This window comes from Methanosarcina sp. Kolksee (assembly GCF_000969945.1).
GTDB lineage: Archaea > Halobacteriota > Methanosarcinia > Methanosarcinales > Methanosarcinaceae > Methanosarcina > Methanosarcina vacuolata.
In genome coordinates, this window is sequence record NZ_CP009524.1 from 3,101,654 (window position 1) to 3,116,143 (window position 14,490).

General features: G+C 42.6%; 13 protein-coding genes. 2 read left to right on the forward strand and 11 right to left on the reverse strand.

The features are described from left to right. Positions 1-284 precede the first annotated feature (284 nt). From MSKOL_RS12815 to MSKOL_RS12850, 9 genes are all read right to left on the reverse strand, one after another. A complete protein-coding gene (locus MSKOL_RS12815; RefSeq protein WP_048156817.1) occupies positions 285-1,223 on the reverse strand; it encodes an ABC transporter ATP-binding protein in 939 nt (312 codons plus the stop codon). Then, positions 1,216-2,154 carry an ABC transporter ATP-binding protein gene (locus tag MSKOL_RS12820; protein ID WP_048156820.1) on the reverse strand — a complete coding sequence of 313 codons (939 nt, stop codon included), beginning with the start codon at positions 2,152-2,154 and terminating at the stop codon, positions 1,216-1,218. Before MSKOL_RS12820 ends, MSKOL_RS12815 begins: the two co-directional genes overlap by 8 nt. Before the next feature lies 1 nt (position 2,155). After that, the gene (gene nikC, locus MSKOL_RS12825) at positions 2,156-2,995 is read right to left on the reverse strand and encodes a nickel transporter permease (protein WP_048156822.1); all 840 of its coding nucleotides are present in this window, start codon (positions 2,993-2,995) and stop codon (positions 2,156-2,158) included. After that, entirely contained in the window at positions 2,979-3,929 is a 951-nt protein-coding gene (locus tag MSKOL_RS12830) for an ABC transporter permease (protein ID WP_048156825.1), read from the reverse strand. The genes nikC and MSKOL_RS12830 overlap by 17 nt, the downstream gene beginning before the upstream one ends. Beyond that, a complete protein-coding gene (locus tag MSKOL_RS20345) occupies positions 3,923-4,090 on the reverse strand; it encodes a hypothetical protein (protein ID WP_156151089.1) in 168 nt (55 codons plus the stop codon). The genes MSKOL_RS12830 and MSKOL_RS20345 overlap by 7 nt, the downstream gene beginning before the upstream one ends. Positions 4,091-4,100: 10 nt before the next feature. Next, positions 4,101-4,793, reverse strand: coding sequence for a class I SAM-dependent methyltransferase (locus MSKOL_RS12835; RefSeq protein WP_048156828.1), 693 nt, complete (start codon positions 4,791-4,793; stop codon positions 4,101-4,103). A gap of 11 nt (positions 4,794-4,804) precedes the next feature. Next, on the reverse strand, positions 4,805-6,367 hold the full coding sequence (locus tag MSKOL_RS12840) for an ABC transporter substrate-binding protein (protein WP_048156829.1): 1,563 nt from the start codon (positions 6,365-6,367) through the stop codon (positions 4,805-4,807). 348 nt (positions 6,368-6,715) lie between these two features. Further along, the gene (locus tag MSKOL_RS12845) at positions 6,716-8,293 is read right to left on the reverse strand and encodes an ABC transporter substrate-binding protein (RefSeq protein WP_231592232.1); all 1,578 of its coding nucleotides are present in this window, start codon (positions 8,291-8,293) and stop codon (positions 6,716-6,718) included. Between the two features lie 293 nt (positions 8,294-8,586). Beyond that, complete coding sequence (locus MSKOL_RS12850; protein ID WP_048156831.1) at positions 8,587-9,351, reverse strand: class I SAM-dependent methyltransferase; 765 nt, start codon at positions 9,349-9,351, stop codon at positions 8,587-8,589. A gap of 279 nt (positions 9,352-9,630) precedes the next feature. Between MSKOL_RS12850 and MSKOL_RS12855 the strand changes: the two genes are divergently transcribed. Continuing rightward, positions 9,631-10,539: a class I SAM-dependent methyltransferase gene (locus tag MSKOL_RS12855; RefSeq protein WP_231592234.1), complete on the forward strand. Its 909-nt coding sequence runs from the start codon at positions 9,631-9,633 to the stop codon at positions 10,537-10,539. A gap of 219 nt (positions 10,540-10,758) precedes the next feature. Beyond that, positions 10,759-12,333 carry an ABC transporter substrate-binding protein gene (locus MSKOL_RS12860; RefSeq protein WP_231592235.1) on the forward strand — a complete coding sequence of 525 codons (1,575 nt, stop codon included), beginning with the start codon at positions 10,759-10,761 and terminating at the stop codon, positions 12,331-12,333. 197 nt (positions 12,334-12,530) lie between these two features. Here the strand turns inward: MSKOL_RS12860 and MSKOL_RS21405 are convergent, their stop codons facing one another. Together MSKOL_RS21405 and MSKOL_RS12870 are read right to left on the reverse strand one after the other, a co-directional pair. Beyond that, the gene (locus MSKOL_RS21405; RefSeq protein WP_255351935.1) at positions 12,531-12,662 is read right to left on the reverse strand and encodes a hypothetical protein; all 132 of its coding nucleotides are present in this window, start codon (positions 12,660-12,662) and stop codon (positions 12,531-12,533) included. A gap of 393 nt (positions 12,663-13,055) precedes the next feature. Beyond that, the gene (locus tag MSKOL_RS12870) at positions 13,056-14,330 is read right to left on the reverse strand and encodes a beta-propeller fold lactonase family protein (RefSeq protein ID WP_048156836.1); all 1,275 of its coding nucleotides are present in this window, start codon (positions 14,328-14,330) and stop codon (positions 13,056-13,058) included. Positions 14,331-14,490: the final 160 nt, after the last annotated feature.

Genomic DNA, 14,490 nt, shown 5'->3' on the forward strand with positions numbered 1-14,490 from the left:
TTAATTCCTCGGTTTTTTACTGGTATTTCGGAGTTTTCCGTCTTCTTTCCTGAGAATTCCAGGCCCGGGCAACGGAAGCAGTAGAATGTGAACTTTTCTCAGGCAGGATTGTCAGGTATCTCCAGCTACCACAATTACGCAGAGTTTCCGTAGCATTTTATCAGGTTAGTTGTTTGGACTGAATCATGTTCATCAGATTAGTCGTTGGATGGCATCATGTTCATCAGATTAGTCGTTGGATGGCATCATGTTCATCAGGTTAGTTGTAGGATGTATCACTTTCATCAGGATAGTTTTTGGACGGCATACTTTGATTTCCAGCACCTCACCAATCTCCCCGAAACATCCCGTAGTTTCTGTGGCTTTTTACAAGCATCCGTTTTCTCCCGGCATAATCTGTAGTAAGAACAGCCTGAAAAACCATCAGACAGCTCTCCAACCTCCTCCGACACCACAACCTCAAGCGACATATACCGTGCTGCATCCAGAAGAGCACGCGTATAAGGATGCAGAGGCCGGTCAAACACATCATTTCCCTCTTCAATAATCTCACCTGCATACATCACCAGTACCCGGTCCGAAATAGCCTTTGCTGCCTCAAGGTCGTGCGTAATAAACACCAGGCTGAGACCGCGTCTTTTCTGAATCTCTTTGAGCATCGTTACAATAAACGCCTGCACCGACACATCAAGCATCGAGGTCGCTTCGTCACAGACCAGCAACTCAGGCTCCAGAGCAAGCGCCCTGGCAATCACTATCCTCTGCAGTTCCCCTCCTGACAGCTCATGAGGGTATCGGGTCTTGTGCTCCGCAGAAAGCCCTACCTCTGCAAAAAGGGCATCTACATTTGCCGAAATCTCTTCTTTGGAAAAAACTCCGCAAATCACTAATGGCTCGGCAACCGACCGTTCAACCGTCCACCTCGGATCAACCACATCATCTGGGTTCTGGGGGATCAACTGGATTTTTCCCATAAACTTCCTGAGATTATTCCAGTTCATCCCTGTCAGTTTTGCCCCATCGAAAAACACTTCCCCTGAAACAGGCGCAAGTTGCTGGACAAGCATCTTTGCAAGCGTTGACTTTCCACACCCCGACTCCCCGACAATAGCTACCGTTTCACCCGGACAAACCTCAAGACCAACGCCATAGACGGCTGTTTTTTTAATAGTTTTGATCAGTCCTGATGTGTAAACGTAACGCAGGTTCTCTGCCTTAAGCATACATCCAGCACCTCACACATCTTCCGTTCATATCCACAACCGGCGGATTCTTCAGGCACCTGTCCATTTTATACGGGCATCGAGGATGAAACCTGCATCCTTCAGGCACCTCGATCATCGAAGGTGACAAGCCTGGAATTGGGTGCATACCACGCTCAGGCACCGCATCTAAAAGCGCCTGTGAATACGGATGCAAAGGTTCTTTGAAAAACACATCCTTTCCCGCAATCTCTATAATCTGCCCGCAATAGTTTACCGCGATTCTGTCTGACATCGCCCGGGCAAAACCTACATCATGCGTAATTAAAAGAAACGCACAGCCGTCCGAAGCAACCTTATGAAATATTGCTGCAATATTGCGCTTCTTAAGCACATCAATACCTTTTGTCGGTTCATCAGCGATAATAAGTTCAGGATCTGCAGCCGTTCCCATTGCAACCATCGCCCTTTGCAACATTCCGCCACTGTACTGGAACGGGTATTCCCTTTCCCGCACCTCAGGAGGGACGATATCAAAATACTTCAGAGCCCGGAATGTCCTGGCCTTTGAATCCTCTTTACTCATTCCAAGATGTGCCTGCATCGGCTCTGCAATCTGAGTGCCAACTCTTATTCCGGGATTCATCGCAAGATATGGATTCTGGGCAATTGATGCAACCGTTTTGCCGCGGACCTTCTGCATTTCCTTATCGGAAAGAGCTGAAATTTCCTTACCTTCAAGTTCCACTTTCCCGGAAAACACCGCATTTGGAGGAAGCAGCCGCATTATTGCCTGGCCAAGAATTGACTTGCCGCTACCTGACTCCCCAATCAGTGAAAATATCTCGTGTTTGTTAATAGAAAATGTTGCATCATCAACCGCGTGAACTGTTCCCTGCCCGGTTGGGATTGTTACAGAAACACCGGATACTTTCAGTAATAAATCAGGCATATCAGAACCTCCCTTCAAGTTCAATATTTTTCATCTTCTGGTCAAGTGCATCCCGCAACCCGTCGCCGAAGTAGTTGAATGCAAGAACAGTTATCATTATAAAAAGCCCCGGGAAAAGCATCAGCCAGGGAGCAGTTGTGACATACGTACGGCCTGCATTCAGCATTGCACCCCATTCCGGTGTTGACGGCTGCACCCCAAGCCCAAGGAAACTTAAGCCGGCCGCTGCAAGAATCACATTTCCAATTCCAAGCGATGCCATAATCAAAACCGGAGAGATAATGTTTGGAAGAACATGCTTTATCATCACATAAGTGTTTGAAGCACCAACCCACCTGGATGCCCGAACGTAGCCTTTTGTCTTGACATCAAGTGTTGAACCGCGTGCAACTCTTGCAAATACCGTCCACTCGACAGCAATTAAAGCAAGCATCATGTTTTCCATCCCCTGTCCCAGAAACGCGGTAATTGCAAGTGCCAGAAACATCGACGGAAAAGCAAGGAAACTATCCGTTAACCGCATGATAACCTCATCCAGCCACCCGCCGTAATATCCTGCCAGAACGCCAAGTGTTATTCCTATTGCAAGCGAAACGCTGACAACCGCAAACCCGACGAAAAGGGATGCTCGCGCACCGTACATCACCATTGTCAGGATATCGCGGCCAAGGTTATCGGTACCGAACAGGTGGTCAGAAGACGGAGGCAGCAGACGGTTTTGCAAATCCTTTTCCGTGTAGTCATAAGGAGCTAAAACACCGGCAAACACAGCCATAAAGATAAGCCCGCAAAGAATCATCAGGGATAAAGCAATCTGCCGGTTTTTAAGAAGTTTTATCATAGCGTATCTCCGGGTTTGCCCAAACGTAGATCAAATCTACAAAGAAGTTGACCAGAAGGAAAATGACAGCAACAAAGAGCACCGACCCCTGTACCATCATATAATCGTGGGAAAGAATTGAGTCCACCACAAGATTTCCAATACCCGACCATCCGAAAATTGTCTCAACAACAACCGAGCCGTTTAAGAGAAAACCAGTTGACAGACCGACCACCGTGATAACCGGAACAAGTGCGTTTTTCAATGCGTGCCTGATGACAACGATTTTTTCCGAAAGCCCTTTTCCGCGTGCGGTCTGGATGTACTCCTTTCCCATGACATCCAGCATGCTTGAACGGATCATCCGCATCATTACAGCCGCTGAACCTGTCCCAAGAACAACTGCTGGCAGAATCATGTAGCTGATGTCTGTCCCATGTCCAAATCCGGATGCTGGGAGCCAGTGAATGATTACCGAGAAGAAAATTATCATCAGATAGGCTTGCCAGAAGTTCGGTATGGATACTCCGAGAAGAGCGCCAAAGCGGCAGGCGTCGTCAACAATAGTGTTATGTTTCAGAGCTGAGACTATGCCGAGAGGGATGGCGATAACAAGAGCAATTGCAAGAGCGAGAACGGAAAGTTTCAGCGTATTTTTGAATGCATTCAGAACAGTTTCAAACACCGGCTGTTCGCTCATATACGAGTAACCAAAGTCTCCGACAGCCGCACCTTTGATCCAGTTCAGATACTGGATGTAAAACGGCTGGTCAAGACCGTGGGCTATGCGGAAAGCCTCGACAGCTGCTTCATCATATCCACCCGAGGGACTCGTCATCATAATCTCTGCTGGGTCTCCTGGCGCGATGTAGATGAGTGAAAAACTCATGAATGAGGTAAATATGAGGACCGGGATGAGATACAGAGCCCGGCGGATGAAATACTCATTTAGCATTGCAGTGCCTCTGGAAAACTTCCCCTCTTCCTTGCAGAAATGAGATCCAGAAATTCCAGGTATGATGCCGAATATGATGCCGAGTATGATGCTGCGTATTCTTTTGGATCACATTTCAGCAAAAACGAACAATATCTGTCATCTGCAATTTTGTATTCCATTTTTTATTCCTCAACATTTTATTCCGGTGGCCAGATATGGAACAGATAAATAGTCATAACCTTCCGGATCGCATCTTTTCATATACTCTGCATACTCGGAAAGAGATTTCCAGGAGACCTCAGAAAACCCATTATTTTCCATGATGTCTGTAATCATTTCAGGCGAGTTGCTGTCATAAAGCGGAAGATACTCAATTAATTCATCATGATTCCTTTCTTCCTGGTTGTAATTCCTGTTTGGAACGTATCCTGGCTGGAACCATTGGCCGTCAATTGCAAGAATCCTGCCCCCGGGCACCAGAACGCGGCAGCATTCACTAAAGAATTTATCATGGTCTGTGAGTGTCCAGAGAAGGTGCATGTTTACGATAACATCAAACGTATTGTTTTCAAAAGGCAGGTTTTCTCCATCACCTTCAACAAACTTAATTGACAGATTACGGTTCTTTGCCCCTTCTTTTGCACGTGCAAGCATCTCTTCTGAGATATCAAGAGCAGTGACATTGTGTCCCATTTCGGCAAAAACAAATGCCTGGATACCAGGCCCTGTTCCAACATCAAGGACATTGAGTTTTTTACCAGCTGGCAGCTTCTCTAAAAAGAGTTTTTGCATCAGGAGAATCTCTTCATCAAGGTGGTCACGATACATTTTCCGGTAATTTGGACTGATCTGATTCCAGTGTGCTGTAATTTTGTCTTTCATTTTTTAATCCCTCAGGCAAGTTCCATTTTCGTTGTAATGAACGTGTATTCATTTGGATAAATTTCAAAACCTTTGAGATTGGGGGAGAGTCCGTCAATTTCTTTCTTGTATGCTATACAGACCAGTACTGCATCATTCTGGACCTGTTCCTGAATCATGCCGTAGAGTTCTGCACGTTTTTCTTTGTCTGTCTCAGCCCTTGCTTCAAGAATCCACTTATCAACCTGAGGATTAGAATAGCGTAGCCATGTGGATGCGTAGGTTCCGTTTGAAAGGAAGTGGCTGGACACGAAATAGTCAGGATCTCCTACAGGTGCAACACCCCAGGAATAGAGTGCAAGGTCATAATTTCCGGCTACTGCATCAGCGCTAATTGAATTTGTTTCGGCAATTTTTATTGTAGTGGTGATGCCGATTTTTTCAAGCTGAGCGACAATTACTTCTGCCATTGGCTGGTGTGCTGCCTGTTTTGTATAAGTCTGGATTTCAATTGTAAACGGCTTACCGTTGTAGTAGAGTTTGCCATCACTTCCCTGTTTAATTCCTGCCTCAGCAAAGAGTTTCAGAGCTTTTTCAGGGTTATAAGCGTAGGCTTCAATTTTGTCGTTCGCACTCCATGGCATGATGTCCGGGAATATTCCGATTGCTGGAGAGCCGGCAACACCTTCGAGGGCTGTGTCAACGATCTCCTGGCGATCAATTGCATAATTGAGTGCCTGACGAACTCTTACATCGTTGAATGGTGCTTTTCCTTCGTTAATGTACATGAAGTAGGTTCTAAGCGTTTCTCGGGATACGATATTAATATCAGGATTAGCTTCAAGAGTTGTGTACTCGCTTTGCAGGACATCTCTTGTAATGTCAACATCGCCTGATTTGAGCAGAAGAGTTCTTGCAGCGGCATCTTTGCTGTACTGGATAGCTATCCTGTCAATTTTTGGCGATCCGCCCCAGTAATCAGGATTCTTTACCAGTTCTATACTGGCACCAGGCTCAAATGAGACAAACTTGTATGGTCCTGTTCCAACCGGTTCTTTGTCGAGATCACTGGCTTTAGGACTTACAATTGACATGACGGTGTCTGTAAACATGAGAATCGTTGGCGCGTATGTTTCATTTGTTTCCACAATGATTGTGTAGTCATCGGTTTTGTAGACGTCTTTGATAAAAGAGTATTCTGCAGAACGGCTGTTTGATGGGTCAAGTACACGGTTAATGGAATAAATTACAGCGTCAGCATTCATTTTTGTTCCGTCATGGAAGGTTACATTCTTGCGGAGCTGAATTTCCCATTCGGTATCGTTTAACTGTTTATAGCCTGTTGCAAGTTCAGGCTGGAGACTCATATTTTCGTCGTAAGAGAAGAGCGTCTCATAGACTCCAATTCTTCGCATAGGCCAGCCTTCCCATGAAATGGAGGGATCAAGGCTTCCTCCTGTATCAGGGCCAGTCGTGAGAGCTACACGAAGAACTTTTTCTTCAGAACCCTCTGTCTGAGCACAACCCGAACAGATGACGACTGCAATAAAAAAGACTGCAGTGCAAGCAAATGATAACTTCACCCTTAACGCCATGTCAATACCTCTTAGTCAAAAAATTGTAATTATTCGGCTGGGTAATAATAGCATATCGTAACTATCCAGCCTAGATAAAACAATATCAATATTCATTTTTCACTTTACTGATTTTTCCGGAATGAAGAACCCTTGAAAATATCCGTTTCCAAACATAATCCTGTTATTTCAGAGATTGTTCACGGCATGTTGTTATCGTATGTTGTTGTCGTAAAAGGAGAGACCCATTATAACTCACTACAGAAGTTTTCTCCTCTGCAAATCTCTCCCCTGGGACATACATTTCTACAAATAACATCAAACCTGCTGTCTGCAAACGTTAGCTTTTCCTTGCGTCCTCCTGTAAATTTATGCAAATCCGATGTCCTTGGTGATGATTGTGTACTCGTTTGGATACATCACAAAGCCTTCAACATTCGAGGAAAGAGCATAAATTTCGTTGGCATAGAATACGGGCAGTACTGGTGCATCTTCCTGAATATGTTCCTGGACCTTATCATATAGTTCGGCCCGTTTCTCTGTGTCAGATTCGTTTCTTGCTTCGAGAATCCATTCGTCTACCTGAGGGTTTGAATAGCGGAGCCAGCCTGATGCATAGCTTCCGGTAGATAGGAAATGGGTTGAAAAGAAGTAATCGGGATCTCCGATCGGGGCCGTGTTCCATGCACTGAGGGAGAAATCATATGTCCCTGCAAGAGCGTTTTCTTTAAGTGCGGCACTTTCCAGAATTGTGACCTTTGAGGTGATGCCAATGTCTTCCAGCTCTGAGGCGATTACTTCCGCACTCGGCTGAAGAGCTGCACGTTTTGTGTAGGTCTGGATTTCAACGGTGAAGGGTTTCCCGTTGTAGTACAGCTTACCATCTGTGCCTTTCGTGATTCCTGCTTCTTCGAAGAGTTCCAGAGCTTTTTCAGGGTTATATTCGTAGGATTTAATCCGGTCGTTTGCGTTCCATGGCATGATATTTGTGAATACCCCCGTTGCCGGGATACCGGAGACTCCTTCAAGCGCTGTATCTACGATTTCCTGGCGGTTGATCGCATAAGAGAGGCCCTGGCGGACTCTGGTGTCGTTGAATGGGGCTTTGCCACCATTTACATAAAGGAAGTACGTGCGCAGGGTTTCTCTGGAAGTGACGTTTATATCAGAATTATTCTTAAGTGCTGAATACTCGCTCTGGAGTGGATCTCTGGCAATGTCTACATCTCCTGATTTTATCAGCATGGTTCTGGCCGTGCTGTCTTTATTATACTGTATGAGTACGCGGTCAACTTTTGCTTCCCCACCCCAGTAATCAGGATTCTTTTCGAGTTCAAGGCTTGTACCCGGTTCGAAGGACACAAACTTGAAAGGTCCGGTCCCAACAGGTTCGGTGTCAAGGTTTTCTGCTTTTGGACTTACAATGGACATGATAGGGTCTACAAGGGATGAAATTAATGGAGCGCAAGTGCCATTGGTTTCAATAACAATGGTGTAATCCCCGGTTTTTTGTACATCTTTGATGAAGGAGTACTCGGATGATCTGCTGTTTGACGGGTCAAGCACTCTGTTCAGCGAAAAGAGAACCGCATCAGCATCCATTTTTGTCCCATCATGGAAGGTTACACCCTTACGGAGCTGAATTTCCCATTCGGTATCGTTTAACTGTTTATAGCCTGTTGCAAGTTTGGGCATGAGGTTCATGTCTGCATCATAATAAAACAGGGTTTCATAGATGCCTGCCTGATGAACATACCAACCTGTCCAGCCGTTGGCAGGGTCAAGACTGCCGCCAGTATCAGGCCCTTCGTTAAAAACTACACGAAGAACTTTTTCTTTAGACGCCTCTTCAGTATTATCAACACATCCTGCACAGAGCAGTGCTACAATCAGAATAACGGCAATAGCAGGGACGGAGAGTTTTATTTTCAGTTTATTAAATTTCACTATTAACACCAATATACATAAATATTTAATAAATTATTAACACTATTTTTAACTAAGTTATGTATAATGTATATTTAAGGTGTGTGATTTTATTCTATAGTTATATAGATGATTTGATAAAATTCCGAGTTTTTTGAAATAGGAACTTTCCAATAAGCTGTATCAGTAATTGGACAGCTACTCTGTCGTCGGGTTTAATCAGACCATCATTTTGAGAAGTACTGAGTGTAATTTGTGAGATTCAGAGAGTCACTGTCAAAGCCGAGATAAAAGCACAAAAAATTAGAAGGTTTTTATTCGCTCTTAATTCCAGAAATCATGTATCGATTAGTTGATGAGCTGATTTTTCGGTACCATGTCAACTCTTTTTTCTGATATTCCTGAATTTTTGAGAGATCATGAACATAAATATTAGAAAGACCTGCACTGGAAAAATATACCTTTGCCTTTTCCTGCGTAACTCCCCCCATATTTGGAAGAGCCTTCTCCACCGAATCAATATAATGATACTTTTCCTTTCGCAGCTTTGGTGTGAATAATTTTTCTAATGTATAAGTCATCTCTCTCCCGAGCTTTGCAGACAACGTCCCGTTATCCCAGCATCCTTCAATAACAATAACAAAACCCCCGGGTTTGATAACGCGTTTCCAATCTAAGAGAGCTTTTTCAGGATGCGGCAGAGTCCAGAGTAGATGACGGTTTACAACAACATCAAAAGTATTGTCCTCAAATTGTGTCTGTTCAGCATCCCCGATTTCAAATGTCATTGAAAGCCCGCACTCCTTTGCTTTTTCTCGCCCGATGCTCATCATATTTTCTGAAAGATCGATTCCCTTGACACGATGCCCCATCTCGGAAAGAACTAATCCCGTTGCACCGGTCCCGCACCCAACATCCAGAACATCCAGAGGTCTGTCAGGCAGCCTGACGGAAAAAGCTTCTTTCCACAATTCTCTTTCTCCATATGTTTTCATCCCATGGTTTACGTGACAGTCATAATTCCAGGCTCCTTCATCCCAGTACTCTCTGATCTCTTTTTTTAATGTAGCATCCTCCATCTAACTCACCTTTACATTTTACTCAGAATTCCACACAGAATAGATATATAAGTTATTTGCTATTTATCTTATTAAAATTATGAAATAAAGAGAATAACTAATAATTTATTGCTAATTATACTGATTTAAATACATAATCTTTATAAATAATAATACTAATTAATAATTTATTCTTACCTGATAAATGTAATTTCATGAAAAAAGATGTAAAAATTACAAACTGTCATACCGGCTCTCATAATATCAATTATCGTTACGCAATCATTACGAGGGCAATTTATGACGAGGTTCAGACTTTATGACGAGGTTCAGGCAGTTATTCAGGATGAGATGCCGTTAATCCAAATTAATTATGTTACAAACACTTTCGCTCTGGATAACAATGCTGTTCCAATAGAAACAGTGTTTAATATAATTTTATTTGAGGAATCGAAAATGAATGAAATATTAGAAATGAAAGATAAATTAGAAATGAAAGATAAAATTTTAGAATACTGGGACTACAGAAGTTCTGATTATCACACAGAATATGCCAAATGTATGGACGAGGAAATTGAGATTTGGAAATCTGTTTTTTCAGAAATTCTGCTAACGGATGAAAAAATCCGGGCAGTAGAAGTTGGAACAGGTCCTGGGCTTCTGGCAATCTCTCTTGCCGCAATGGGACATGATGTAACTGGTGTTGATTTGTCAGAAAATATGCTTGAAAAAGCAGCGAAAAATGCCAAAGAAAAAGGTGTAGATGTTTTGTTAGTACAGGGAGATGCAGAAAAAATTCCTCTAAATGATGGAGAGTATGATTTCGTTTTGAGCAAGTATCTTCTCTGGACTCTACCCCAACCGGATAAATTTATGGCTGAGTGTTGCCGGCTTTTAAAAGACGGTGGCCTTATGATGATAGTTGATGGCTTGTGGTTCCAGAACCCTGATGGGACAGAAAAGAAAAGCAGTCGTTATGAAAAGTTTAATGAATTGTATTCTGATGTTAAGCCGAATCTGCCTCTTGCGAAAAACAATACACCTGAGAGGATAACTGCCCTTGCACAATCTCATGGGTTTGATGCTGTTTCATGGAGGTTTTTGGAAGATTATGATGCGTTCTTGGAACGAAATGATCCTTCTGGTCATGCCTCAAGTTATATCCAGCCTCCGCATATGGTTCTTGCAAAAAAAAGAAGTCATAATTGATTAATCTTTTTTACTCTTCGTAGTTTTGTGTTATCAAGTTGTGCACTTAAGGCATTAAACACCTTCAGAGGACTTTATTACTTATCTTTTTTTATCTGACGATTCTTATCCGCACAAAACCGCGAAGATCCGAATCTCAATTTCCAGGAAAGTCAACAAAAAATTTACTTTAATTTATACTTTAGCTATGCTTTCACAGATTCACACAGAGTGTAGGTTATGAAGAAAAATATTTCAAAATCACAGGAAATCACCCGGGCTTTCGTAATGTCAGTTGTTGTACTTGCTGTAATTTTATGTGCCGGATGCGTACAAAGCGAAAATTCGGAAGAAAAGAATCTACGTATTGTTTTACACAGTGGCCCAGACACTGGTGGAAGCCTTGATCCTGCATATAAATGGGAAGGGTGGTATACCCGGCAGACAGGAATTTATGAAACACTGTTCTACTATGATACCGAGATGAGGCTCCAGCCTGAACTTGCAACAGATTATAAACAGTTAAACGATACCGAATGGGAAATTCAGCTCCGCAAGGGTGTAACCTTCCATGATGGGACAAAAATGGATGCTGATGCAGTCATTTATTCCATTAACCGTGTACTTGACCCATCAAACAGCCGTTCTGTCGAATACTCATTTTTGGACAGCGTTTACAAAACCGGAGAATATACGGTTGTAATTAAGACAAAAGAGCCATATGCTCCGGCAATATCTGCATTTGCCGATCCGGTTATGTCAATTGTAAGTCCACACGCAGAAAACCTGGATACAAAACCGGTTGGGACAGGCCCCTTTAAGTTTGTCTCATTTGAATCTGGAGCCAGTATGGATCTGGAAAAGAATCCAGATTACTGGGGTGGAGAACCCAAAATTGATACTGTTTCTGTACTCTTCAACTCAGATGGGGCTGCAAGATCGCTTATGATTATGTCAAAGGATGTCGATATTTCAAGAGATTTCCAGCGCAGTGACTATGCAACCCTTGCTGCAAATCCTGATGTCCAGATTGTATCCCAGGCAGGCCTTCGTACCTTCTTCCTGTATGTGAATGGCAATAAAGCACCATTCAATGACACCAGAGTCCGCCAGGCACTTAGTTATGTGCTTAACCGTCAGGAAATTGTCGATACAGCTTTAGAAGGAATCGGAGGGGTACCGGCTACTGGTATATTCTCAGGCTCGCTTCCATGGAATGCAAATGACCAACTTGCAACCTGTGATAACGACCAGAAAAAGGCACTTGAGTTATTTTCAGAGGCAGGAATCACAAAGGGTTCAGATGGGAAAATGTATTACAAAGGTGAACCTTTTTCAATTGAACTTCTGATTTATACCAAACGTTCTGCAAATCTTCCTACCGCTGAAGTAATAGTTTCACAATTAGAAAATTTTGGAATTAAATCAACAATTAGAGTTGTCGATTCCAGTACTATCCCATCTGAATGTAGTACTGGAAATTATGATCTCTCTTTGACAGATTGGGTTACAGCACCAAGCGGAGATCCTGACTATTTCCTTTCGCTTCACTATCTTTCAACAGGTTCCTATGCTGCATGGACTGGTTACTCCAATCCCAAAGTTGACGAGTTGATTCTCAAGGCCAGGACGACATTTGATGCGGATGAAAGGTATAAACTCTATGACCAGGTCCAGGTATTGACTCAAAATGATATGCCATTAATTCCGATTTTCTACGGTACAGATGTTTTTGCTCTCAGTTCCAATGTAACCGGATTTGAGATATATCCAAATGAGCTGACGGTTCTGACATCAAAGATCGACCTTAAGTGAACGTGTTCAATAGAGACAGTTGCCCGGGTTTATTTCATTAACCCAGGCAATTGCTGCTCTACAGAGGTAATATATCAAAAGAACTAAAATTCATCCAGGAAGGGATTACCATTAATACAACTTTTTTTGCCTGTTTCTGCGATGTGACATCGGTTTCAATGATGCAGGAACTTCTCCCCGGAAACGTCGCTTTCGCATCAGGACTTATTCTCGGGCTTTGTGGGCGTTGAAGGAGTAGGAGCTTCGATTATTGGATAGGCTGCTGATATCATGGGATCGCTTTCGGATGCAATGTTTCTGTTGATTATTCCTACGATGTTATGTCCCATTCTTGCATTGTTTGTCCGGTATCCGGCAGAATATTAAAAATCGCAACTCACAATAATTAAAGTTGAGCTGGCGCACCTCGCTGCAAGTAACGGGTATGTTCGCGCCACCGTTTCAAATTCGACTGAATAAAAGAACACGCAAATTATGCATATAAATAAGACCTTCTGAACAGTTCAAGCCTGCTTGAGAAATACCTTGGCAAGAAAGTCAATGTTTCCGGAAGTAGGAGAACTAAAATTAGCTGTCGGCTTGGCTTTTGATCTTACTGCCAGGCGAAGTGAAACCAACTACAAAAGACCGGGGGATTAGCCCTTCTTTTTTTCTCAAGAGGCTGAAAACAAACACGCAAAAGACATTATGCCATTCAGCTGTCTGGCAATCCAAGCCCTGTATTACTTCTTGCTGAACTTCCACCCTCCATAAAGACAGATCAAACTTTCAAATAATAAAAAACCTGGAGTAGAGATATTTTTGCTCGAATCGTTTTCACCTGGGCTATTGCCATTATCAGATTCAGAATTATTATTGTTTGAATTATTGAATTCAACAGCTTTTTTCTCTTCAGATAACGAGAATTCAGTTTCTTCGACTCCTATATCTTCAGTTGCATTGGAAGCTGTCCTTGTGCTTTGACCAGTCATATTAGTATATATAATAGGCCCAATGGCAACTCCAGTAGGATAGTTTATAGTATATTTTCCTGAATTCACAGTTGCTATAACTTTGTTTGTAGCTGTGTCAATTACGGATACATTGTCGCTTTCGGCATTTGTCACATATACCTTTTTTCCGTCCGGTGTGATTGCAACTCCTAAAGGAGTAATTCCTACATGAACTGTGGCTGTAACAGTGTTAGTTACTGTGTCAATTACAGAAACAGTGTTACCGGGGTCATTGTAGTTACCGGAGTTTGTCACATATGCCTTTTTTCCATCAGGACTGACTGCAATATCACTTGGGCTATTTCCTACGGATACGGTGGCCGTAACATTGTCTGTAGCTGTGTCGATTACAGAAACTGTGTTGCTGTCTAAATTAGTCACGTACACCTTATTTCCGTCAGGAGCAAACGCAACTTCATAAGGACTATTTTCTACAGATATAGTGGTTATAACTTTGTTTGTAATCGCGTCAATTACAGAAATAGTATTGTTGAAAGGGTTCATAGCATAGATTTTTTTTTCGTCAGGACTAATGACAACATTACGAGTAATCATCCCCACATTAATCTGTGCCATTAAAGTATTTGTAGATGTGTCAATTAAAGAGATATTGGTGCCATCACGGTCCGTCACATAAACTTTTGTTCCTGCAGGGTTGACTGCAACTTGCATAGGATAACCTCCTACATCCACTGTGGCACTAACCTTATTCGTCGCTGTATCAATTACAGAGACAGTAGCAGTGGAGATCCCTGGGGTTACCACATATACCTTTGTTCCTACAGGGTTGACTGCAATATCTCTAGGCCAGCCTTCTACAGGCACAACGGCTTTAAGATTGTTAGTTGCTGTGTCAATTACAAAGATAGTTTCGGTGTCGATTCCCGGACTCGTAACATATGCAAATGGATCTGCACCTGTGATACTCACCAGTATTAAAATCGCAAGTGCAGTTATTCCAAAAGCTCTTATGAGGGTACCTTCTCTGCGTGCTTTATTAGACATTCTAACAGATTAGAGTGGAACAAAAAAATTGTTAAGGAGTGTTATTAATATAGTTTTACTTTTTTTCATCTTTCAATCCCCTAAGCGATATTTATCTTTTATACCAATGCTATTATAAAAAAAATAGTACTTGTGGTATTTTTTTAATGTGTATATTAAT